Genomic DNA, 20,836 nt, shown 5'->3' with positions numbered 1-20,836 from the left:
CCTGATCGCGTGATGCGCTTGCCGCACTGGGCTTCTCCCACGGCCCTGACGTCCCCGTGCTGATCACCTCCGAAGGGAGAACAAGGTGAAGATCAGACGCGCGACGGTGGGACACTCCATTGTGGTGGGACTGGTCGCGGCGGTCGTCGCCGCGCTCATTCCGGCCACTACCTGGGCACACGGTGCGCTGCTGACCCCGGGCAGCCGCACCTACCTGTGCTACAAGGACGGTCTCACTTCCACGGGCGAGATCAAACCGACCAATCCCGCCTGTCAGAACGCCCTCGCGGTCGGCGGCGCCCAGCCGTTCTACGACTGGTACGGCGTCCTGAGGTCCGACGGCGCCGGGCGAACCACCGGGTTCATCCCCGACGGCTCGCTCTGCAGCGGCGGCTTCACGAAGTACGCCGGCTTCGACGCCCCACGCAACGACTGGCCGCTCACCCACCTGACCTCGGGTGCGCCCTTCAACTGGACGTACGCCGCCTGGGCCGCCCACCCCGGTTGGTTCTACCTGTACGTCACGAAGGACGGCTACAACCCCAACCAGGCGTTGACCTGGGCGGACATGGAGTCGACGCCGTTCCTGTCGGTGGACCACCCGCCGCTGAACGGCTCCGCCCCGACCGGCAACTACTACTGGTCGGGCAACCTGCCGAACAAGACCGGCCGGCACGTCATCTACTCGGTCTGGAAGCGGTCGGACAGCACCGAGACCTTCTACGGCTGCTCCGACGTCGTCTTCGACGGCGGGAACGGCGAGGTCACCGGCATCGGTGGCGGGACCAACCCGTCGCCGTCGCCGTCGGTGACGACGAGTTCGTCGCCCTCGGCCTCGCCGAGTGCCAGCGCCAGCGTCAGCCCGACCGCGTCCACCCCGGCGCCCAGCGGAGCATGCTCGGCCACCTACTCGATCGTGAACTCCTGGGGCGGCGGCTTCCAGGGCGAGGTGGTGGTCAAGGCCGGTTCAGCGGCCGTGAACGGCTGGACGCTGAAGTGGACCTTCGCCAACGGCCAGACCATCAGCCAACTCTGGAACGGCACCCTGACGGCCTCTGGGGCCAGCGTCACCGTCAAACCGGTGAGCTGGAACACCTCGATACCGGCCAACGGGTCGGTCAGCGTCGGCTTCCTCGCCTCGCAGTCCGGCACGAACGCCGTCCCCACGGTGAGCTGCACCAGCCCGTAGCCCGCTTCTCTCCTGCTGGATCAGGGTTCCCGGTCGAATCTTCGTTCATGATTCGACCGGGAACCCTGATCCAGCGCCCCGCAAATAGGGCGCTCAGAGTGCGTAGCGGACGGCGTCGGCGAGCGACGTCGTCGGGCGGCCGATGAGCCGGGCGAGGTCGCCGCTGTCCGAGGCGAGGTCCCCGCGCGCGATGCCGAGGTCGGCGTCGGCGAGGGCGGCGGCGTAGCCGGCGTCGAGCCCGAAGCCGGTCAGCGCCTCGGCGTACGCGTCAGCCGGAAGATCGGAGTAGGTGACCGACTTGCCGGAGACGCGAGCGAGTTCGGCGGCGTACTCGGCCATGGTGAAGGGCTCGTCACCGGCCAGCTCGTAGGCCTGACCCGCGTGCCCGTCGCTGGTGAGGACGGCGGCGGCCGCGGCGGCGTAGTCGGCCCGCGGCACCGCGCCGACCCGGCCCGTTCCGGCGCTGCCCAGCACCGTCCCGGCGGCGATCGCGGCGGCGGCCGAGCCGGTGTAGTTCTCGGTGTACCAGCTGTTGCGCAGGAGCGCGTACGCCAGACCGGAGGCGGCCAGGTAGGCCTCGGTCTCCTTGTGCTCCCCGGCCAGCGCGACGCCGGTCGTGTCGGCCTTCAAGATGCTCGTGTACGCCAGGAACGGCACGCCCACGGCGACGGCGGCGTCGATGGCGTTCTTGTGCTGCGGCACCCGCTGCCCGACGACGGAGGCGGAGATCAGCAGCACCTTCTGCGCTCCGGCGAACGCCTCCTTGAGCGACTGGGGGTCGTCGTAGTCGGCGCGGCGTACCTCGACGCCCTGGGCAGCCAGGTCGGCGGCCTTCCCGGTGTCCCGGACGGCGGCGACGATCTGCGACGCGGGTATGCCCCGCTCCAGCAGGTCCGCGACGACGAGGCGGCCGAGGTGCCCGGTGGCTCCGGTGACGACGATCATGATGCGTTCTCCCTGATAGCGGTAATGAAGCTCTCCGGCCATCCTGCACTAACTTTTCGAAAGTGCCAACTGATAGTGAGCACCGACATACTAGGTAGTGCTGCGTGGGCGCGTACCGTGGAGGCATGACCGAGCGCCTTGAGATCGAGCCGAGCGACGAGCTGATCGCCGACGTGTTCGCGCGCGGCTGCGACTCGCGCAACGCGCTGGAGGACATCGCCGGCAAGTGGGGGATCCTCGCGCTGGTCGCGCTGGACGAGGGGGCGTACCGGTTCAACGCGCTGCGCCGCCGCGTCGACGGAGTCAGCGAGAAGATGCTGGCGCAGACGCTGCAGACGCTCGAACGCGACGGCATGGTCAGCCGCGACGTGCAGGCGACGATCCCGCCCCGCGTCGAGTACAGCCTCACCCCGCTCGGCAAGCAGGTCGCCGACCGGCTGCGCGGCCTGATCGACCTCCTCGAAGGTCACCTGCCGACCGTGCTCGCCGCCCAGGCCGCGTACGACGCGAAGAAGCAAGGGTGACCGCCACCCGGCTCGCCGAGGTGCCGCTGCTCCCCGAGATCCGGCTCTACCAGGCCGCCGAGCAGGCCGGCCTCTTCGACAGCGGCTACTCCAGCGACCGGTCGCCGCCGTTCTGGGCGTTCGCCTGGCCCGGCGGCGTCGCCCTGGCCCGCCACCTGCTCGACCGGCCCGAGACCGTGCGCGGCCGCCGGGTGGTCGACCTCGGCTCCGGCTCGGGGGTGGTCGCGATCGCGGCCTTTCTCGCCCAAGCCCAAGGGGTACGCGCAGTGGACGCCGACCCGGCCGCGGTCACGGCGATCGAGCGCAACGCCGACGCCAATGGAGCCCAGGTCGAGGCGGTGCTCGGCGAGGCGGACCCGGTGCGGATCGCCGACGCGGAAGTGATCCTGGTCGGCGACGCCTTCTACACCGCCGCGGTCGCGGCGGCCATGACGAAGCTGCTCAGCGCGGCTGCTCGCCGGGGCGTCGAAGTCCTCGTCGGCGATCCCGGACGCGGTTTCCTGCCCCGGCACCTTCTCGCCGAGGTCGCGCGCTACGACGTCCCGGTACGCCCGGCGCTGGAGGACACCAAGGTCAAGCCGACCACGATCTGGCGCTTCACGGTCTAGCGCGGCGGCTCCCAGACGGCGGAATCGTGGGCGAACAGCACCCGCTTCGGATCGAACTGCAGCAGCCGCTCCAGCCACGGACTGTGCGGCGCGGCGCCGACGGCGTACGCGAGGTGGTCGTGGGAGAACTCCGAGGCGAAGTCGTGCGCCTGCCCGGCCAGCACGACCGTGCCGTCGTCTCGGCGTACGACGAGGGACTGGTGGCCGTCGGTGTGCCCGGGGGTCGGAATGATCCACACCCCTGGCCAGATCTCGGTCTCGCCGTCCAGCTCGTCGTAGCGGGCACCGGTGAAGTCGACCAACTCGGGCAGGGTGTACTCGGTGGTACGCGCGGTGGTCAGCTCGGTCCGCTGGGCCAGGATCGGCGTACCGGGGAACAGCGGGTTGCCGCCGCAGTGGTCGAAGTGCAGGTGGCAGTTGACCACGAGGGAGACCTCGTCGAGGCGTACGCCCGCGTCGGCCAGCGCCGCTCGCAGCTCCCGCCGATGCGGCCGGTAATGGTCGTCGACCTCGGGATCCGAGCCGATGCCGGTGTCGAACAGCAGCACACCCTCCGGCCGCCGCACCACGTACGCCAGGATCGACTCCACTCGCGGATGCTCGGTGCCCGCTTCGGAGGCGGGCCGGATGATGTGCCCGAGGTCGAGCCGTCGCAGCATGTGCGCACCCCTTAGGTTTGAGCCGTGTCCGACCTTCGCTTCGAAGCCGTCGAGGAATCCGTCGAGGAATCCGTCGAGTCCGAGCGCGTGCTGCTCGACTGGCAGCACGTCCACAACCTGATCATCCCCACCGACTCGCTGTCGGTCGAGGACATCCGGGTACGCGCTCAGCGGAACCGGCTGGCGGTGGCGTACGCGGGGGACACCCTCGTCGGCAACTACACCGTGCGCCCGCCAGCCGACGATCCCACCGCGGCGACCGTGATCGCCCGCGTCCTGCCCGAGCATCGGCGGCAGGGATTCGGCGAGCAGATCTACCGGCACGCGCTGACGGTCGCCGCCGACCTGGGGGCGACCGCCGTCGAGACGGTCGTGCTGGAGTCCAATGCGGACGGACTGCGGTTCGCGCTGCGCCGCGGCTTCGCCGAGACCGACCGTTACCTCCTCGACGGGCACGCCATCGCCTTCGTGGACCTGCGACGGGAGCGGCTCAGCGACTGAGCCCCCGCAGCTTGTCCGGGTTCACCTGCATGCGTACGCCGGTGATCCGGTCGTCGGCGAAGTCGAAGCAGACCACCCCGACGGGCTGGCCGTTCACCGTGCCGAGAATGCCCAGCTCGCCGTTGATCTCGGCGAGCCTCAGCTCGGCCCCGCGCGACTCCGGCTTGGCGAAGACGCCGAGGAGCCAGCGCGCGACACTGTCGGCGCCGAGCAGCGGCCGGCGGGCCGCGGTGACCTTGCCGCCGCCGTCGGACCAGCAGACGACGTCCGGGGCCAGCAGCTCCATCATCGCGTTCAGGTCGCCCCCGACACAGGCCTGGCGGAAGCGGTCCACTGCTTGATCGCGTACCCCTTGGTCGACGTCGAAGCGCGGCCGGCGGGCGGCGACATGCGCGCGAGCCCGAGTCGCGGTCTGGCGCACCGCGGGCTCGGACTTGTCCAGAATGGACGCGATCTCGGCGTGGCTGTAGCCGAAGACGTCGTGGAGCAGGAAGATCGCGCGCTCGGCCGGGCCGAGCGTCTCGAGGACGACCAGCATGGCCAGGGAGATCGACTCGGCCATCTCCACCTCCTGTCCCGCGTCGGGCGTGGTGAGAACCGGCTCGGGCAGCCACGGCCCGACGTAGGTCTCGCGCCGGGCACGGGCGGAGGTGAGCTGGTTGAGGGAAAGATTGGTGATCGTCTTGACCAGGTACGCCCGCGGATTGGCGACCTGGTCCGCGTCCACCTCACGGCACCGCAGCCAGGCCTCCTGCACGATGTCCTCGGCATCGGCGACGCTCCCCGTCATCCGGTACGCGACGTCGAAGAGCAGCCGCCGATGCTCGGCGAAGACCTGCGTGTCGATCATGTCGTGAGGCTAGACCCGCAGCAGGGTCTGCGCCCGGAGACCCTCCTCGACGGTGGTGTACTCCGGCCGCCAGCCGAGTTCCGCGCGAGCCTTGTCGCTCGACACGCGCAGGTTGATGTGCAGCGCGCGGTACATGTAAGGCGCGACCGCCATCATCCAGGTCGGCGCGGTGAACGGCTTCGGCGCGTCGAACGCGTGGGCGATCGCCCTGATCATGCCGCCGAAGCCCTTCTCGGCGTCCACGACGTTGTACGCCGCGCTCGGCCGGTCCGCTTCGATCGCCGCGACGACGGCGTTCGCCGCGCTGTCCAGGTGCGTCCACGGCAGCACGCGGCCGTGGTCGTTGAACGTCGGCATCTGTCGTTTGCGCAGCATCTGCACCATCGTTTCGGTCGCGCCCGGCCCGTAGAACAGGCCGAACCGGAGCGAGACGGCTTCCAGCCCCGACGCCAGCGCCAAGTTCTCCTTCTCTCGCATGCCCTCCAGGTGACGATTGAACCCGGCGTCCGGGTCGGTCACCCCGAACTCGTCGGCCTCGGTCAACACCCGGTCACCGAAGTCGCGGTAGCCGTAGCCGAAGACGATGTTCTCGCCGACGAACCGGCGTACGCCCGCAAGCTTGGCGGCTTCGAGCAGATTCGCGGTCCCCGCGATTCGCAGATCGTCCGTGCCGTACATGCCCTTGTGGGTCATCGGCGGCTTCTTCAACGCAGTCGCCGCATGCACCACGGTGTCGGCTTGGACCCCCGCGAACGCCCGGAGCAGACCCTCCCGATCGAGCAGGTCGCCCCGGATCTCGTTGTGCTCGCCCCGGCCGAGCCCCAGCACGGTGTGCCCGGCGTCGGCGAGGGCGTGGCGGATGTGGCGGCCGAAGACACCGCTGGCTCCGGCCACGATCACGGTCTGGTTCTTCATCTCGGTCATGCCCACGGGACAGGGCAGCCTCCTGAAAAGTGACATACCCGCGTGTGACCCCAGTCACCCGTTGCCTCTGCCCTCACCTTCCGCTTTCGCTGCCTTTCGCGCCGCGCGCCGCGCGCCGCGCCGCGCCGCGCCTTCGCGCTGGATCAGGGTTCTCGGTCGAATCTTGGCCCAAGATTCGACCCGGATCCCTGATCCAGCGCAAACGCACGGCCGGATCACGCCGGGTCGACGGTGATGATCACGGACGGCGACTCGCCCGGCTTGGTCACCAGGACCCGACCCTCGGGGCTGACGGTGATCATCCAGCGCTCGGCCTGGCCGTGGTCCCGCGTCAGCGGCGCGACGTGGACGTAGCGGTCGCACGACGGGTCAGGGCAGCGGATGAGGCGGAGGTCGTCGGGTCCGGCGGGGTCGGCGAGGACGGCGTAGTACCCGCCGCCGGGCCGTGCCGCGACCACCGCCGGCATGAGCCCATGACAGGTCGTGAAGGAACACAGGCGTACGCCGCCGACTTGGCGTACGCGGAGGAGGTCGTCGAGGGTGGGCGCGTCCGCGTCGGTCTCGCCTTGCCGGATGACCTTGGTCTGGGCACAGTCCGGGCGTACGCACCAGCCGAGGAAGCCCTGACCCCCGGTGGCGCGGTAGACGACGAAGAGCCGTCCGCGCCCGTCGACTCCAGCGGCTAGGGCTTCTCGAACGTCGCCGTCGGCCGGGGCGGGAGCGACCGTTCCCAGGTCCACGCTCGTGCCCGCGCGACACGAATCGTCCGCACATCGGATCAGCGTCAGTCGCCGATCGCCGGAGGTTCCGTGCGGGGTGGCCTTGGCCAGCACGATCCCACCCGACTCAGGCGCGACGACGGCGGTCACCGTGGCGTCGTTCAGCAGTTCGATCCGACCGGCCGCACGGCCGCCGGTGCAGTGCCGGGCGGGATCGCAGACGGTCAGCAGCCCCTGTGACAGGACGGCCACCGTGGCGTCACGACGCGTGGCGACGCCGGCCGGCGAGGTCATGACCGGAACCTCGGTGAGCCGGGTCGCCGAACAGTGGTCGTCGAGGCAGTCTTCGATTCCATCCGAGGTCACGAGCACCGGAGGGCGACCCGCCGGCCACTCGACGGCGAGCACCGAGCCGCCGTCGCGGAGTTCGTGGTGCACCCGGGTGAGCACGTGGCCGGCCACGATCGCACCGCTGACCGCGGTGGGCAGCAGAAGGATGGCGACCGCCGTGATCAGGGCGGCCCGGCTCGGCCCAGCCGTCGCGCGCGGGGCGAGCTCCGGGATCGGGCGCGTACGCCGATAGATCTCCAGCAGCGTGATCGCCGGAAGCATCACCGCCGTCGCCGCGACCAGGGTGAGCAGCAGGTCCACGGCCAACCCCGTCGGCACGGACGCCGGGTGGAGGAACCGATTCGGCAGGATCACCGCGGCGACGGGCGCGACGACCCCGAAGGCGAACAGGACGCCCATGTCCCAGCGTTTGCCGCGCAGCTCGGCGTAGGTGGCCAAGGCGGCGAAGCCGGCCTGTTCGACGACCGCGACGGTGGCGGAGAGGGCGAAGTTGGTCGCGACTCCGATGAGGATGATCGCGACGACGGTCACGACGAACACCACGACCAGGGGTTCGCCGGGGAGGAGCAGGCCGGTCAACACTCCGCAGATGATCAGCGGCACCACGTACGCCGCCACCCCGGTCAAGGCGACCGGCAGCGCGTGCAGCGCCCGGCGCAGCGGCCGGGGGCCGCCGTCGAGCAAGGCCACTCCGGTCAGCACCGTGATCGTCCAGCCGAGCCCGAGGACGATCGTGATGAACCAGTCGTCCCGGCCGAAGGTCAGCACACCGTCGGCCACCCGGGCGTCGGCGTCGGCGAGCACATGCCACCCCGTACGCACCAGCAGCAGGGCGACCACCGCCGGGGCCAGTCGCAACGCACGCATGGCCGACAGCGTAGGGGCTGGCTGCCGACCCTGCAGATCACGGTTGCGCCGGCCAATCCGCTCGGGGAAGCATGTACAACCGTGATCTGCAGCCGTCCAGCGTCAGGGGAGGGCGTTCAGGTAGGGCTCGTGGCTGTTCATGAACTCCCAGCCGTAGTAGCGGTCCCAGTTGATCGACCAGGTCATGAGACCCCGCAACGCCGGCGAGGTTCCGCCTCGCAGGGTGTAACCGCCGCAGTTCGTTCCGCGTACCAGACAGTCCAAGGCCTGGTGGATCGCGGCAGGTGAGATGAACCCGTTGCCCGCGCTGACCGCGGCCGGGGTGCCGAAGGCGATCTGGTCCTCGCGCAGCGCGGGGAAGGTGAAGCCGGTGCCCGCGACCGGGAATCCGGCGGCGAGCATGTCGGTCATCGCGATGTGGAAGTCCGCGCCGCCCATGGTGTGGTACTGGTTGTCCAGGCCCATGATCGGGCCGGAGTTGTAGTCCTGCACGTGCAGGACCGTGATGTCGTTGCGCAGCGCGTAGATCACCGGCAGGTAGGCGCCCGCGCGGCGGTCGCAGCCCGCGCAGTTGCCGCCGTAGAACTGGTAGCCGAGCTGCACGAAGAAGGTCTCGGGCGCCATGGTCAGCACGAATCCGGAACCGTAGCGGCTCTTCAGTGTGCGCAGCGCCGAGATCAGGTTGACGATGACCGGCGTGGTCGGGCTGGCCACGTTGTTGTCACCCGCGTTGAGGGTGAGCGAATGGCCTTCGAAGTCGACGTCGAGCCCGTCGAGTCCGTATCGGTCGATGATGGCGCTCACGGAGCTGACGAAGGTGTCCCGGGCGCCGGTCGTGGTGAGCTGGACCTGGCCGTTCTGCCCGCCGATGGACAGCAGCACCTTCTTGCCCGCGGCCTGCTTGGCCCGGATGGCCGCGATGAACTGCGCCTCGGTCTCGACGCCCGGGCATTCGCTGACCGGGCACAGCTGGAAGCGGATGTCACCCGAGGTCACCGAGGTCGGCTCGCCGAAGGCCAAATTGATGATGTCCCAGGCGTCCGGCACGTCGGCCATCTTCATGTACCCGGACCCGTTCGCGAAGCTCGCGTGGAGATAGCCGATCAGCGCGTGTCGCGGCAGACCGGTGGAGCATCCGGTGGTCGTGCCGCTCACGGTCGCGCTCTTCGCGCTCTCGCCGTTCGAGTTGTACGCCGAAACGCTGTAACTGTGACTGCTGCAAGCGCTCAGGCTCCCCACGGTCGCCGTCGTGCCGCTGACGGTGGTGACGAGCGTGGTGCCCTCGTAGACCCGGTACCCGGTCGCGCCGGCCGATGCCGTCCAGCCCAGGGAGAGGGAGTTCGTGGTGGAACCGGTGATAGACAGTCCACTGGGGACAGGCGGAACCGTGGTGCAGCCCGTGGTCGTGGCGCTCGTGCCGCCGCTCTTGGCGCTCTCGCCGACCGAGTTGTACGCCGCGACGGTGTAGGTGTGGCTCGTGCACTTGGTCAGCCCGCTGATCGTGGCGCTGGTCCCGGTGACCGTCGCGACCAGGGTGCTGCCTTCGTAGACCCGGTACCCGGTGACCGTGCCCGAGGCCGCGCCCCAGGACAGGGCGATCGAGGTGTCGGTGACCGTGCCGGCGGAGGGGGCGCCGGGCGTACCGGGGACGCTGGAGCCGCCCGGACCGTCGAGGGAGATGTCGTCGGCGTAGTAGGTGCCCTGGCCGTACCAGCCGTGCGTGAACACCTGCACGCTCGTCTGCGACGCCGTCGTCGTGAAGGCCACCGTGAGCTGCGTGTACGCCGCGGCGGACGGCGTCCACGTCGACGCGCCGCCGACGATGCCGAGGTAGACGTAGTTTCCGCGCACCCACCCGGTGAGCGAGTACGCCGTGTTGGGCAGCACGGCGACGGTCTGCGTGCACTGCGCGTTGTCCGACGCCGAGGCCGCGCCGGCGAGCGCCTTGGCGCCACTGTGGACGGGTGTGCTCACCACCGAGCCCGAGCCGCAGCTCCAGGGGCTCAGGGCTCCGCTTTCGAAGCCCGGATTGGCGAGCAGGTTCGCCGCGTACGCCGGGGTGCTGACCGACACCGTCGCCCCCAGAACGGCGAGGACCCCCGCAACCGCGATAGATCGAAGCTTCTTCATCCGATAATTATTAGTAAACCTTACTGAGAATGTAAATGCCTGACTGATGCGGCGGTTCGGCTCCGAATGTCGGGGGGCCTCGGCAGAATCCCGTCACATGGAGCTTTCGATTCCAGACACATTCCGTGGCGAAGTGGTTCGGCCGGCCGACTCCGCATACGACGAGCTGCGGCAGGTCGTCGCGGGGGATGTCGACCGGCGGCCCGCGGTCATCCTGCGACCGGTCGACGCCGACGACGTGGCGACCGCCCTCGCCGTGGCCCGCGAGTCGGGGCTGCCACTGGCGGTGCGGTGCGGCGGGCACAGCGGTGCCGGGCACAGCGCGGTCGACGACGGCATCGTCCTCGACGTACGCACACTGAAGTCCTTGGAGATCGACGCGGACGGCAAGACGGCGTGGGCCGGCTCGGGCCTGACCGCTGGGGAATACACCGAGGCGGTCGGTCAGCACGGATTCGCCACCGGGTTCGGCGACACGGGCTCCGTCGGGATCGGCGGCATCACCGTCGGCGGCGGGATCGGCTTCCTGGCGCGCAAATTCGGCCTGACCATCGACAACCTGCTCGCGGCCGAGGTGGTCACCGCCGACGGCCGGATCCTGCGGGTGGACGCCGAGAACCATCCGGAGCTGTTCTGGGCGATCCGGGGCGGCGGCGGCAACTTCGGCGTCGTCACGAAGTTCCACTACCGCCTGCACGAGCTCGGCGACTTCGTCGGCGGCATGCTCATGCAGCCCGCGACGCCCGAGGTGATCACGGGCGCGATCGCGATCACCTCGGCCGCGCCGGAGGAGCTGTCGGCCATCATCAACGTGATGACCGCGCCGCCCGCGCCGTTCATCCCGGAAGAAGTGCGTGGCCGACTCGTGGTGATGACCCTGCTCGGGTGGGCCGGCCCAGCCGACGGGGCGGAGCAGATCCTCGGCCAGCTGCGGGCGCTGGCCACCCCGATCATGGACTCCGTGCGGCCGATGGCATACGCCGAGATGTTCCCGCCGGAGGAAGCGTCCTTTCGCCCGACCGCGGTCGGTGAGAACATGTTCGTCGACTCGCTGGACGGCGCGGCCGTCGACACGATCCTCAAGCAGCTCACGGAGTGCGACGCGCCGATGCGGGTCACCCAGATCCGGCCGCTCGGCGGGGCGGTGGCCCGCGTTCCGGCCGACGCGACCGCGTTCGCCCACCGGGACGCGGCATACATGGTCAACCTGGCGGCCTTGTACACCAGCCCGGCCGACCGGATCGCCAAGCAGGAGTGGGTCACGGCGTTCCGGGACCAGCTCGAAACCGGTACGCCCCGGGCGTACGTCGGGTTCGTGAGTGACGAGGACAACCCGGACCGGGTGCGGGCCGCGTACCCGGGGGCGACCTTCGACCGTCTCGTGGCCGCCAAGCGTCAGTACGACCCGGAGAACCTGTTCCGGCGCAACCAGAACATCCCACCCGCCTGACCCGTCACGCTTTTCGCGCTTTCGGGCGCTGCCCTTTTAGGCGCTGGATCAGGGTTCTCGGTCGAATCTTGACCCAAGATTCGACCCGGATCCCTGATCCAGCGTCGCAGTAGGACACCGCGAGGCCGCCCGGAGTCGAGGCGGCTCAGCCGCCGGAGTCGTCGTGCTCCGCGTCCTCCGGTACGGCGTCGGAGTCGCGGTCGTCGAGCCAGCCGTAGGGGAGCACGACCTTGGCGGGCGAGTTCGTGCGGCCGCGCGGCTGCCCGAGGTTGGCCTCCGGGAAGGGCGCGGCGAAGTCGAGCTTGCCGAGGAGGTCGTCGAGCTCCATGAGCGACGACGACATCGCCATCGCCTGCCGCAGCTGCGGTCCCACCGGGAAGCCCTTGAGGTACCAGGCGACGTGCTTGCGGAAGTCGGTGACCGCCTCCCGCTCGGCGCCCCACCAGTGGACGAGCAGTTCCGCGTGGCGGCGCATCACGTTCGCGACCTCGCCGAGGGTGGGCATCACCCGTGGCGGCGCCGGCACACCGGCGGCGTGCGCCCGGAAGGCGGCTTCCAGATCGGCGAACAACCAGGGGCGGCCGAGGCAGCCGCGGCCGACGACGACTCCGTCACAGCCGGTCTCGCGGACCATCCGCAGCGCGTCGTCGCCTTCCCAGATGTCGCCGTTGCCGAGCACCGGGACGTCGAGCGCCTCCTTGAGGGTGGCGATCGCCTCCCAGTCGGCCTGACCGGAGTAGCGCTGAGCAGCGGTACGCGCGTGCAGCGCCACCCACTTCGCCCCGGCGTCCTGGGCGATGAGTCCCGCCTCGACGTAGGTCAGGTGGTCGTCGTCGATGCCCTTACGCATCTTCACCGTGACCGGTATGCCGGCCGGAGCGGCGGCGTCCACCGCGGCCTTGACGATCGACCCGAAGAGGCGACGCTTCCAGGGGATGGCCGAGCCGCCGCCCTTGGAGGTGATCTTCTTGACCGAGCAGCCGAAGTTGAGGTCGATGTGGTCGGCCAGGTTCTCGTCGACCACCCGGCGGACGGCCTTGGCGGTGATCTCCGGGTCGACCCCGTAGAGCTGCATGCTGCGCGGGCTCTCGTCCGGCGCGAACTCGATCATCTTCTCGGTCTTCGGGTTGCGCACCGCGAGCGCGACCGTGGTGATCATCTCGCAGACGTAGATCCCCCCGCCCTGCTCACGGCAGAGCTGGCGGAACGCCACGTTGGTGATTCCCGCCATCGGGGCGAGCACCACGGGCGGATCCACCGGATAGGGGCCGAGCCGCAAGGTCACGTCACCAAGAATCCCACACGCGTACGCCTTCCCCGCAAGTGACGGCGCTTACGCTGGCCGCATGACCTCGCTCGCATGTGACCTGGCGCAGGGTGTGATCCCCGCCGAGCCGGACGGCCGTACGCTCGTCGCCGTCTTCGCCTCGCCGGTCGCGGAGTTCCTCCTGCACTTCGGCCGGGATCTGGGGTACCGGACCGTGCTCGTCGAACCCGATCTGGCCCGGATCGGCGGTACTCATCAGCTGGCGAGCAGCGTCGACCCGTCGTTCGCCGACGCGACGGCCGACGTCGTGGTGACCGATCACGATCGCCCGGAGTTGGGCGAGATCCTCCGGGCGGCGCTGGACACCCCGGCCCGGTGGATCGGGGTGATGGGCAGCGTCCATCATGCCGCTCAGCACATTCCCGCGCTGACCGGACTCGGCGTCGAGCCGGAGCGGATCGCCCGCGTACGCCGCCCGATCGGGCTCAACATCGGCTCGAAGACGCCGGCCGAGATCGCGATCTCGACGCTGGCCGGACTCATCGCCGACCGGAACGGCCGCCCCGGCGGCTTCACCTTCTGACCGGCGCCGCCCCGGCCGCTGCGGAATGCGCGATATCCGGGATAACGCGGCCTCCCTGGTGCTGGAAGGCCGCGTTATCCCGGATATCGCGAGCGAAGGGGAACCGTCAGGCGGTCTTGATCGCCGACAGCTCGAACTCCAGCGTGACCTTCTCGCTGACGAGGACGCCACCGGCCTCCAGCGCGGCGTTCCAGTTCACGTTCCAGTCCTTGCGGTTGACCGTGACGGAGCCCTCGAAGCCGACCCGGGTGTTGCCCCACGGGTCCTTGACCGCGCCCTCGAACGAGAACGGGACGGTGACGGGCTTGGTCACGTCCTTGATCGTGAGGTCGCCGGTCAGCTCGAACGTGGTGTCGTCCACCTGGCGCGCGGAGGTCGAGACGAACTTGATCTCCGGGTAGGTCTCCATGTCGAAGAAGTCGTTGCTGCGCAGGTGGCCGTCGCGCTGCTCGTTGCGCGTGTCGATGCTCTTCGCCTGGATCGTGACGGCGACCTGGGACTTCTCGGGGTTCGTCCCGTCCAGGTAGCCGGTGCCCTCGAACTCGTTGAACGCGCCGCGCACCTTGGTCACCATCGCGTGGCGAGCGGTGAAGCCGATGCGCGAGTGGGACGGGTCGAGGGCGTACTGTCCGGTCAGCTCGGCGAGGGAAGCGGTAGCGGTGGTCATTGCATCTCCTTGATAGTTGAACTCTCAACCAACGGGTACAGCTTACCGAAGGTGTTTGAATCGTCAACTATTCCCACGCGGTCGGTCACATGTGAGCTACGCCACACGTACCCACTCGAACCGGTCCTCAGCCGCCGGAACCGCGGCGAAGTCGTACCGAACGCCGTCTCGCCGCAGTGCGACCAGGGAGACCGAGCTGCTGCCCCAGATCTCGTTCTCGCCGAACTCCCGCCGTACGAGCAGCGCCCGTGCGTCCTCGCGAGCCAGCCCGGCCCCGGTGAGCAGCGGCAACCACTCGGCCCACGCCGCGTCCACCGGCCCGTCGCCCGGTTCCGGCCGCGTCGCCGCCAGGCGCGGGCGGAAGAACTCCAGCCGCTGCCGGATGTCGGTGACGGCCAGCTCGGGCGCGTCCCGCTCGCGCGTCCCGTCCAGGCCCATGTTCGTGACGACGTGCAGGCCCGCGGACAGTTCCTGATCGTCGAGGTCACGGCCGTCCCACGACCACAGGTGTACGCCGAGAGCAGTGGCCCGGACGAGATGGAACGGGTCGTAGTGCACCGGATCGGTCAGGGGCGCCCCGAGCGGGAGGTCGCCGCGGGAGCGGCGGCCGTCCGCGCCGGCCATCGGCCCGAAGCCGTTGAGCACGCAGGACACCGACGGCTGGGCCGGGTCGACGGCCAGCCAGGTCCCGCCGGCCCGCAGATCCTGCCCGCCGAGGACGCCCGGCCGATCCGGCCAGTACGCCCCGGGAAACCGCCACGGTCGCTGGAGAAATTCGTCGCGTACGCCGACGAGGAGCAGTGGAACCGTCGAGTCAGGGTCGAAGCTGACGATGACGGTGCACATCAGAAGGCCAGGAGGTCGTCGAAGCCGTCCTGGGCGAGCTTCTCCAGCGTGTCGAGGGCCAGTTCGGCCTGGGCGGCCGCGTCCGGATCGCGCTCGGCCAAGCCGCTGGCGGCGTACTCGTCCTCGTCGAGCCGCAGGATCTTCGTCCCGTCGGCCGACCGCCACAGGTCGAGGTCGAGATCCTCGGCCACCACCGAGTCGCCGTCCACGACCGCCGGCCGGCAGACGTCGCAATACCAGCCCTTGCGTACGCCGTCGGCCGCGACGACCTCCTTCACCGAGTACCACCGGTCGCGCCAGTAATGCTCGGTGAAGACGTCTCCGGGCTCGAACCAGACGTATCCCAGATCCTTCGGGTCGTCGCCGGCGAACTCGGCGCGGACGGCGAGGTGGGTGCCGTCGTCGCCGACCACCGTCGCGGCGTACGACAGCTTCTCGCGGCCGTATTTGACCAACCGAACCATGACTTCCCGACCCGGAGTGAGCGCCATGATCCGAAGGCTACTCGTCCCCGGACCCGGCCGGCGGCGCTCGTCCGGCAGACATAGTTAACGGTCGAACTTTCGCCACACCCCCGATACGCTCACCGAGTGTCGGAGTCGGCGTTCACCGTCTGGGGTGGAATCTTCGCCGCCGCCCTGCTCGCGGTCGCCGCGCTCGCCCTGCTCCTGTCGAGCGGTGCCGCCGTACGCAAGCCGTCCCCCGACTGCCGGGCGCTGGTCCAGGAGGCCCGCGAGCTGGAGGAGATCGCCGCGGCGGCGTTCACCAAGGCGCTGGAGGCGGCGGACACGGCCGCCCGGACGAGCGTCGAACTGGAAAACGCGGAGAACCACCGCGACGACTGCGATCGGCTCCAGGTCACGGCGGCGCACGCGCTGGCCGACGCCCTCCAACGGCTGTCCCTTGACGACGGAACCGTGTCCGCCCGTGAACCGGTCGGCGAGGCGTCCCGCGCGGCGATGGTCGCGTACCGGCAAGGGGTCATCTCCGTGGAGCAACTGCAGACCCTCTGGCAGCAGATCGACGGCTGGGACGCGACCCACGAGGAGCAGTCGCACGAACTCACCCGGCTTCGGGCGGACGACGTCGAGGCCCGACGCCGGTACGACGCCGCCGCCCTGCTGGAGCGCTCGGCGCGGCAGGCGTACGAGATCGCGCAGGTCGCCGCCCGGGCGCTGACCGACGAGGCGGCCGAGGCGGCCGGGGAGGCGCAGCAGGCCCGGATCGCCGCCCAGGACTGCCTCCGGCGGCCGGGCCGCCGCTGACCATCCGTAGTTGATCAGCTGTTCGCGGAGTCGATCAGGGTGCTACGGACACGACGCCACCGCCCACCCACCCACACGATTCCAGCCTGATCACGACCGACAGTTCATGATCGCGCAGAAAGGGCGGGGTGGGTGAGGAGGGCGAGGCCGTCGTCTTCGGCGCGGACCTGCCAGCCCAGGCGGGCGTAGAACGCCATGGTCGCGGTGGCGGCCGTCCGGGTGACGAGCCACGCGGGCGAACCGTCGACGATCGTGGTGAGCAGGGTGCGGCCGAGTCCGCCGCCCCGGGCGTCGGGGCGTACGGCGAGCTCGACGACCTCGACGGTGCCGGCCAGGTCGTCGACGACCGTCCCGAACCGGTCGCGAAGCATCCCGTAGAAGCCGTTCGACGGCACCGGGGCCGGGGTGCGTACGCGGAAAGCGAAACCGGCGATCCCGGAACCGTCCCGCGCCCAGGCCGCGAGGAATCCGTCGCGGGCGGTCCAGTCGGGCACCGACGCTACGAAGGTACGCACCTGGTCGTCGGATTCGTCCCAGGGTGGACCGGCGAACGCGGCGCTGTAGACCTCGGCCAGATCGTCGAGGGCGGCCAGGAACGGGGCGGGTTCGGCGTACTCCACCGGGGGGTGCGGCATCCCGTGATCTTAAGAGCCGGAAAACAACGTTGCGGGGGTGAAGATCGCGTGGGTAGATTCGCACGTACACGGGAAAGGAGGTGGTCCAGCTGTATAGCAATGGGACTCGTGAGGTGGCTGTCCGCTAGCCGCTGTCCTTGACTGCTTCGTCAGGGCCGTGTGACAACGGTGTGGCGAATACCAGGCAGCTACCCGACCCCCAGGGCTTTCCGGCTCAGTCCAGCCGGTCCGCATCAGGCGGAACCCTGGGGGTCGCACCCTTTCCGGCGTACTTTCGCCGATCGGTCACGCGGGCGGGCCCGGGATCAGGGCCGCGCGGGTGATCAGGTCCCGCAGCCACAATCCCCGTCGCCATTGGGTCAGGCGGCTGACCCGCCCGGCCATGGCCGCGATCTTCTGCGTCGGCCTGCGGCGCAGCGCGTCGAATCGAGCCAGCCCGGCGGCGACGTCCTCCGTCCGCAGACAGTCGGCCAGCGCCGCCGCGTCGATCAGCGTCTGGCACGCGCCCTGCCCGAGGTCCGGGGTCATCGCGTGGGCGGCGTCGCCGATCAGCACCGTGTTGCCGACCACATAGGACGGCAGCGGCGGGTCGAGGTGGCTGAGGTCGTGGTGCAGCACCTCGGTCTCCGCGTACCGGCTCAGGATGGTGGGGATCGGCTCGGGCCAGTCACCGAAGACGTGCCGCAGCTCGGCCAGGTCGTCCGCCGGCCGGTAGCCTTGGGGCACCGTCAGCACGGCGTACCAGTTGGTCTTGCCGGGTTCCTGCGGCGTGACGCCGAACTTGACGCCGCGGCCCCAGAATTCGCCGCCCGCGACCAGGTCGAGGTCCGTGACGCCGCGCCAGACCGTGGCCCCCGCGTAGCGCAACCGGTGGTCCGGGAAGAGGGCCGCGCGGGCCCTGCTGTTCGCGCCGTCCGCGACCACCACCAAGGGATACGCCTGACGCAGCGCGTCGACATCGGTGACGGGCTCGCCGAAGCGCACGACGCCGTCGGGCACCGCCTCGGCCAGTACGCGCAGCAGCGCCGGCCGGGACAACAGATAGACGGGTTCGCCCTGCTTGCGGGCTAGCCGTTCGACGTCGAGGGTGGCGATCAGCGAGCCGTCGTCCCGCCGGAGGTGGCCGTTGGCCTGCGGACGGCCGGCCGCCCGGGCGGCCGCGCCGACGCCGAGCCGGTCGAGCGCACGCATCGCCGACGGCCACATGCCCAGACCGGTGCCCGTCTTGGGCAGGTCGTCGGCCCGTTCGAAGACGGTGACCTGCCATCCTTCGCCGATCAAGCCGATCGCGGTCGCGAGGCCGCCGATGCCGCCGCCGACGATCGCTGCAGTTCTGGTCATGCCCCGACCGTACTACACCTGTAGTGCTGCTGACTACAGGTGTAGTGTGCGGTTGTGAGTGATCGCCGTACGCAGCTGCTCGACGCCGCGATTCAAGTACTGGGCACCCGGGGACTCCGGCAGTTGACGCACCGGACGGTCGATGCGGAGGCCGGACTGCCGGAGGGCTCGGCGTCCAACCACTTCCGTACGCGGGAAGCCCTGATCAGCGGGGTGCTCGACCGGCTCGTCGACCGGGAGACCGAACTATGGGGCCGGCTTGGCGGCGCGCGGCCACTGGACGCGGAGGGCCTGGCGACCGCGGCGGGGGCGATGATCACAGAGCTGGCCGGCCCGGGCCGAGCCGTCACGCTCGCCCGGTACGCCATCTTCCACGAGGCGGCGTTCAACCCTGACCTGCAGCGACGGATCGCCTCGAATCGAGACCGGCTGGCAGTGTGGGGCGTACCGCTGGTGGCGGCGCTCGGCTCGGCCGAACCGGAGCGGCATTACCGGATGCTGCTGGACCTCGTCGACGGGCTGCTGCTGAATCAGCTCGCCAGCCCGACCCCCACCTTCGACCCCGCCTCCTCCATCCGTACCTTCCTCCGCGCCGTTACTTCTGGGCTGGATCAGGGTTCCGGGTTGAATCTTGGGGCAAGATTCGACCCGGAACCCTGATCCAGCGGGAGCCACGCTAGGCGGGAAGGCGTACGACGTTGTAGGTCACGTCCGGCGCCGGGTCGACGTCGAACCGCGCGTTCACGGCGTACACGTACGGGCCGAAGAGCGCGATGGTCGCCGGGACCTGCAGGCGCGGATCGGTGATCTCGTCGATCAGCTCCGCCCGGCCCCGGCCGAGCGCGAACTTCGCGATGATGTTGTCGGAGTTGCGGCAGATGTAGAGCGTCCGGCCACGCCGGATCATCCCGTCCCCGTTGAGGACGCTGGCTCCGCCGAGGTCGACCTGGGTGGCCGTGCCCCGGCGGGGGTCGAAGGCGAACAGCCGCCCGGCGACCATCTGCACGATGAGCAGCTGCCGCCCGTCCGGGGTCGTCTCGATGCCGTTGTTGAAGGCGTCCGTCTCGCCGAGCCCGCCCGGCAGCGTGATCGCGTACGCCGCCGACGGGTCGGGCAGCCGGCCGCCGGGACCGAGCGGCACGACGAAGAGCTGGTCGCTGGGGGAATCGGTGAAGTAGACGGCGTCCTCGGTCACGATCGCGTCGTTCACGAAGCCGCCGCCGAACTGGTATTCGGCGAGCTGAGCGCCGGTGATCGCGTCGTAGACGATCGCCCCGCCGTTCGGGCCCGTGCAGGCCCAGATCCGGTGGTGGCGGTCGATCTCCAGGCCGATCAGGTGGCCGTCGGCCGGTCCCGGGATGAACACGCCACCCCGTCCGGTCAGCAGGCTGCCGCGGTAGATCGAGCCGGTCGCGATGGAGCCGACGTAGAAGTGAGTGCCCGAGACCGCGATCCCTTCGGGATTCCAGCCGTCGGGCAGGTCGATGACCTCCGGCAGGGCGGCGGATCCGCCGGCGGCCTGGGCGGGTGTCCCGCCGAGCAGCCCGGCCAGCGGGGCGGCCGCGAGCGCGGTCACCATCGTCCTTCTGCGCATGGATAGTCCTCCTTGGACGGCGGACCCCGTGCCCGCCGCCAAGGAAACCCATTGGCCCGGCAAAATGGTTGTCAGTCGCTGAAGACGAGCCCTTCGGCGTGCGCGGTGACCTCGGCCGGGGTCGGTGGGGTCAGCAGATATCCGGTGATCACTTCGGCCCGGGGGTCGCCACTGTCCACACACGCCCGAATCGCCGCCTGGACGTCGTACCGCGTGGAGCGCAGCTCGACGTCCGGCCCGAGCAGCGCCCAGTACGCCGTCCCCGGCTCGCGGAGGTGGTAAGGCAGGCCGACGCTGCCGGAGTTCACGCTGCGCCGCCCGGCGACCGCCCGATCGAACTGGAGGTGGGTGTGGCCGGTGACGATGACCTGCTCGGGTACGCCGGCGGACAGGTCGGCGTACCGGTCCTCGGGAGTCTCCGGCGTCACGCACTCGGTGTCCTTGCGTGGCGATCCGTGGCAGAACCGGACGTCGCCCAGTCCTTCGACGGCGACGACGACGGTGAAGGGAAAGGTCTCCAGGAAGTCGATCGCTTCGGCCGAATGCTGCCGCGGCATCCAGACGTCGCGCTCGCCGGACGGCTCGCGGCCTTGGCGGGCCAGTTCGTAGACGGCCCGGTCGGCGTTTCCGCGTACGCACACCGCCCGGTCGCCGAGCGCCCGGATGAGGTCGACCGTCAGCTGCGGTTCCGGTCCCCAGGTGACGTCGCCGGGGAAGACGACCAGGTCGGCCGCCTGAACGTCCGGTTCCGCCAGCACTGCCCGGAGGGCGGGGACGTTGCCGTGGACGTCGGCGAGGACGGCGACTCGGCGTACCGGTCCGTAGCGGGGTGTCATACCGCGATGATGCCGCGTGACGGGCATTGACGCGAACCTGTCCAGGGAGAAGACTTCTGACCTCAGTGGACAGAGAGGCGGCCCC

Annotated in this window: 21 protein-coding genes and 2 pseudogenes; 8 read left to right on the top strand and 15 right to left on the bottom strand. The window is 70.1% G+C overall.

Annotation, left to right across the window (positions count from 1 at the left end):
• Positions 1 to 85: 85 nt before the first annotated feature.
• The gene (locus AB0H43_RS25575) at positions 86 to 1,189 is read left to right on the top strand and encodes a lytic polysaccharide monooxygenase (RefSeq protein WP_360003076.1); all 1,104 of its coding nucleotides are present in this window, start codon (positions 86 to 88) and stop codon (positions 1,187 to 1,189) included.
• Positions 1,190 to 1,282: 93 nt separating this feature from the next.
• On the opposite strand, the gene AB0H43_RS25570 is transcribed toward AB0H43_RS25575, so the two are convergent.
• Positions 1,283 to 2,134 carry an SDR family oxidoreductase gene (locus tag AB0H43_RS25570; RefSeq protein ID WP_360003074.1) on the bottom strand — a complete coding sequence of 284 codons (852 nt, stop codon included), beginning with the start codon at positions 2,132 to 2,134 and terminating at the stop codon, positions 1,283 to 1,285.
• Positions 2,135 to 2,259: 125 nt separating this feature from the next.
• Here AB0H43_RS25570 and AB0H43_RS25565 point away from each other — a divergent pair, with 125 nt between their 5' ends.
• The gene (locus AB0H43_RS25565) at positions 2,260 to 2,658 is read left to right on the top strand and encodes a helix-turn-helix domain-containing protein (RefSeq protein ID WP_360003072.1); all 399 of its coding nucleotides are present in this window, start codon (positions 2,260 to 2,262) and stop codon (positions 2,656 to 2,658) included.
• The gene (locus tag AB0H43_RS25560; protein WP_360003070.1) at positions 2,655 to 3,266 is read left to right on the top strand and encodes a 50S ribosomal protein L11 methyltransferase; all 612 of its coding nucleotides are present in this window, start codon (positions 2,655 to 2,657) and stop codon (positions 3,264 to 3,266) included. Before AB0H43_RS25565 ends, AB0H43_RS25560 begins: the two co-directional genes overlap by 4 nt.
• Here the strand turns inward: AB0H43_RS25560 and AB0H43_RS25555 are convergent.
• Positions 3,263 to 3,925 (bottom strand): N-acyl homoserine lactonase family protein, encoded by a 663-nt coding sequence (locus AB0H43_RS25555; protein ID WP_360003067.1) that lies wholly within the window; start codon positions 3,923 to 3,925, stop codon positions 3,263 to 3,265. The two genes, AB0H43_RS25560 and AB0H43_RS25555, sit on opposite strands and share 4 nt — an antisense overlap.
• Before the next feature lie 24 nt (positions 3,926 to 3,949).
• Here AB0H43_RS25555 and AB0H43_RS25550 point away from each other — a divergent pair, with 24 nt between their 5' ends.
• A complete protein-coding gene (locus AB0H43_RS25550; protein ID WP_360003065.1) occupies positions 3,950 to 4,426 on the top strand; it encodes a GNAT family N-acetyltransferase in 477 nt (158 codons plus the stop codon).
• Here AB0H43_RS25550 and AB0H43_RS25545 read toward each other — a convergent pair.
• From AB0H43_RS25545 to AB0H43_RS25525, 5 genes and pseudogenes are all read right to left on the bottom strand, one after another.
• Positions 4,416 to 5,276, bottom strand: a complete 861-nt coding sequence (locus AB0H43_RS25545; RefSeq protein WP_360003063.1) for an RNA polymerase sigma-70 factor — start codon at positions 5,274 to 5,276, stop codon at positions 4,416 to 4,418. The two genes, AB0H43_RS25550 and AB0H43_RS25545, sit on opposite strands and share 11 nt — an antisense overlap.
• Positions 5,277 to 5,285: 9 nt before the next feature.
• Positions 5,286 to 6,200, bottom strand: a complete 915-nt coding sequence (locus tag AB0H43_RS25540; RefSeq protein ID WP_360003061.1) for an NAD(P)-dependent oxidoreductase — start codon at positions 6,198 to 6,200, stop codon at positions 5,286 to 5,288.
• Positions 6,201 to 6,415: 215 nt separating this feature from the next.
• On the bottom strand, positions 6,416 to 8,137 hold the full coding sequence (locus tag AB0H43_RS25535; protein WP_360003059.1) for a hypothetical protein: 1,722 nt from the start codon (positions 8,135 to 8,137) through the stop codon (positions 6,416 to 6,418).
• 102 nt (positions 8,138 to 8,239) lie between these two features.
• Positions 8,240 to 9,262, bottom strand: a pseudogene (locus AB0H43_RS25530) (chitinase); the annotation flags it as partial.
• A gap of 309 nt (positions 9,263 to 9,571) precedes the next feature.
• Positions 9,572 to 10,267, bottom strand: a pseudogene (locus AB0H43_RS25525) (carbohydrate binding domain-containing protein); the annotation flags it as partial.
• Between the two features lie 97 nt (positions 10,268 to 10,364).
• Between AB0H43_RS25525 and AB0H43_RS25520 the strand changes: the two are divergent.
• The gene (locus AB0H43_RS25520) at positions 10,365 to 11,717 is read left to right on the top strand and encodes an FAD-binding oxidoreductase (protein ID WP_360003057.1); all 1,353 of its coding nucleotides are present in this window, start codon (positions 10,365 to 10,367) and stop codon (positions 11,715 to 11,717) included.
• A 145-nt stretch (positions 11,718 to 11,862) separates the two neighbouring features.
• Here the strand turns inward: AB0H43_RS25520 and dusB are convergent, their stop codons facing one another.
• The gene (gene dusB, locus AB0H43_RS25515) at positions 11,863 to 13,002 is read right to left on the bottom strand and encodes a tRNA dihydrouridine synthase DusB (protein ID WP_360003055.1); all 1,140 of its coding nucleotides are present in this window, start codon (positions 13,000 to 13,002) and stop codon (positions 11,863 to 11,865) included.
• Positions 13,003 to 13,063: 61 nt separating this feature from the next.
• On the opposite strand from dusB, the gene AB0H43_RS25510 reads away from it, so the two are divergent.
• Positions 13,064 to 13,567, top strand: a complete 504-nt coding sequence (locus AB0H43_RS25510; protein WP_360003054.1) for an XdhC family protein — start codon at positions 13,064 to 13,066, stop codon at positions 13,565 to 13,567.
• A gap of 106 nt (positions 13,568 to 13,673) precedes the next feature.
• Here AB0H43_RS25510 and AB0H43_RS25505 read toward each other — a convergent pair whose 3' ends face one another.
• The 3 genes from AB0H43_RS25505 to AB0H43_RS25495 form a co-directional block, all read right to left on the bottom strand.
• Positions 13,674 to 14,234, bottom strand: a complete 561-nt coding sequence (locus AB0H43_RS25505; RefSeq protein ID WP_360003053.1) for a YceI family protein — start codon at positions 14,232 to 14,234, stop codon at positions 13,674 to 13,676.
• A 96-nt stretch (positions 14,235 to 14,330) separates the two neighbouring features.
• Entirely contained in the window at positions 14,331 to 15,080 is a 750-nt protein-coding gene (locus tag AB0H43_RS25500; protein WP_360003051.1) for an NRDE family protein, read from the bottom strand.
• Positions 15,080 to 15,571: a DUF402 domain-containing protein gene (locus AB0H43_RS25495; protein ID WP_360003049.1), complete on the bottom strand. Its 492-nt coding sequence runs from the start codon at positions 15,569 to 15,571 to the stop codon at positions 15,080 to 15,082. Before AB0H43_RS25495 ends, AB0H43_RS25500 begins: the two co-directional genes overlap by 1 nt.
• Before the next feature lie 99 nt (positions 15,572 to 15,670).
• Between AB0H43_RS25495 and AB0H43_RS25490 the strand changes: the two genes are divergently transcribed.
• Positions 15,671 to 16,345, top strand: coding sequence for a hypothetical protein (locus AB0H43_RS25490; protein WP_360003047.1), 675 nt, complete (start codon positions 15,671 to 15,673; stop codon positions 16,343 to 16,345).
• Between the two features lie 104 nt (positions 16,346 to 16,449).
• Here AB0H43_RS25490 and AB0H43_RS25485 read toward each other — a convergent pair whose 3' ends face one another.
• Together AB0H43_RS25485 and AB0H43_RS25480 are read right to left on the bottom strand one after the other, a co-directional pair.
• A complete protein-coding gene (locus AB0H43_RS25485) occupies positions 16,450 to 16,980 on the bottom strand; it encodes a GNAT family N-acetyltransferase (protein ID WP_360003045.1) in 531 nt (176 codons plus the stop codon).
• Between the two features lie 285 nt (positions 16,981 to 17,265).
• Complete coding sequence (locus AB0H43_RS25480) at positions 17,266 to 18,321, bottom strand: FAD-dependent oxidoreductase (protein WP_360003043.1); 1,056 nt, start codon at positions 18,319 to 18,321, stop codon at positions 17,266 to 17,268.
• A 54-nt stretch (positions 18,322 to 18,375) separates the two neighbouring features.
• On the opposite strand from AB0H43_RS25480, the gene AB0H43_RS25475 reads away from it, so the two are divergent.
• On the top strand, positions 18,376 to 18,981 hold the full coding sequence (locus AB0H43_RS25475; protein WP_360003042.1) for a TetR family transcriptional regulator: 606 nt from the start codon (positions 18,376 to 18,378) through the stop codon (positions 18,979 to 18,981).
• 16 nt (positions 18,982 to 18,997) lie between these two features.
• Here the strand turns inward: AB0H43_RS25475 and AB0H43_RS25470 are convergent, their stop codons facing one another.
• Together AB0H43_RS25470 and AB0H43_RS25465 are read right to left on the bottom strand one after the other, a co-directional pair.
• Positions 18,998 to 19,915 carry a superoxide dismutase gene (locus AB0H43_RS25470; protein ID WP_360003040.1) on the bottom strand — a complete coding sequence of 306 codons (918 nt, stop codon included), beginning with the start codon at positions 19,913 to 19,915 and terminating at the stop codon, positions 18,998 to 19,000.
• A 71-nt stretch (positions 19,916 to 19,986) separates the two neighbouring features.
• Positions 19,987 to 20,751, bottom strand: a complete 765-nt coding sequence (locus AB0H43_RS25465) for a metallophosphoesterase family protein (protein WP_360003039.1) — start codon at positions 20,749 to 20,751, stop codon at positions 19,987 to 19,989.
• Positions 20,752 to 20,836 lie beyond the last annotated feature (85 nt).

Origin of the sequence: Hamadaea sp. NPDC050747 (genome assembly GCF_040654195.1) — a bacterium.
Classification (GTDB): Bacteria; Actinomycetota; Actinomycetes; order Mycobacteriales; family Micromonosporaceae; genus Hamadaea.
The sequence above is the reverse complement of the archived record's forward strand: the minus strand, read 5'-3'. Positions and strand labels throughout refer to the sequence as shown.

What these genes read in the sequence shown, in the direction of transcription:
- AB0H43_RS25570 (WP_360003074.1), bottom strand. Translation starts at nt 2,134, where the DNA reads ATGATCGTCGTCACCGGAGCCACCGGGCACCTCGGCCGCCTCGTCGTC.
- AB0H43_RS25565 (WP_360003072.1), top strand. Translation starts at nt 2,260, where the DNA reads ATGACCGAGCGCCTTGAGATCGAGCCGAGCGACGAGCTGATCGCCGAC.
- AB0H43_RS25555 (WP_360003067.1), bottom strand. Translation starts at nt 3,925, where the DNA reads ATGCTGCGACGGCTCGACCTCGGGCACATCATCCGGCCCGCCTCCGAA.
- AB0H43_RS25545 (WP_360003063.1), bottom strand. Translation starts at nt 5,276, where the DNA reads ATGATCGACACGCAGGTCTTCGCCGAGCATCGGCGGCTGCTCTTCGAC.
- AB0H43_RS25540 (WP_360003061.1), bottom strand. Translation starts at nt 6,200, where the DNA reads ATGACCGAGATGAAGAACCAGACCGTGATCGTGGCCGGAGCCAGCGGT.
- AB0H43_RS25535 (WP_360003059.1), bottom strand. Translation starts at nt 8,137, where the DNA reads ATGCGTGCGTTGCGACTGGCCCCGGCGGTGGTCGCCCTGCTGCTGGTG.
- AB0H43_RS25520 (WP_360003057.1), top strand. Translation starts at nt 10,365, where the DNA reads ATGGAGCTTTCGATTCCAGACACATTCCGTGGCGAAGTGGTTCGGCCG.
- AB0H43_RS25510 (WP_360003054.1), top strand. Translation starts at nt 13,064, where the DNA reads ATGACCTCGCTCGCATGTGACCTGGCGCAGGGTGTGATCCCCGCCGAG.
- AB0H43_RS25505 (WP_360003053.1), bottom strand. Translation starts at nt 14,234, where the DNA reads ATGACCACCGCTACCGCTTCCCTCGCCGAGCTGACCGGACAGTACGCC.
- AB0H43_RS25500 (WP_360003051.1), bottom strand. Translation starts at nt 15,080, where the DNA reads ATGTGCACCGTCATCGTCAGCTTCGACCCTGACTCGACGGTTCCACTG.
- AB0H43_RS25495 (WP_360003049.1), bottom strand. Translation starts at nt 15,571, where the DNA reads ATGGCGCTCACTCCGGGTCGGGAAGTCATGGTTCGGTTGGTCAAATAC.
- AB0H43_RS25485 (WP_360003045.1), bottom strand. Translation starts at nt 16,980, where the DNA reads ATGCCGCACCCCCCGGTGGAGTACGCCGAACCCGCCCCGTTCCTGGCC.
- AB0H43_RS25480 (WP_360003043.1), bottom strand. Translation starts at nt 18,321, where the DNA reads ATGACCAGAACTGCAGCGATCGTCGGCGGCGGCATCGGCGGCCTCGCG.
- AB0H43_RS25470 (WP_360003040.1), bottom strand. Translation starts at nt 19,915, where the DNA reads ATGCGCAGAAGGACGATGGTGACCGCGCTCGCGGCCGCCCCGCTGGCC.
- AB0H43_RS25465 (WP_360003039.1), bottom strand. Translation starts at nt 20,751, where the DNA reads ATGACACCCCGCTACGGACCGGTACGCCGAGTCGCCGTCCTCGCCGAC.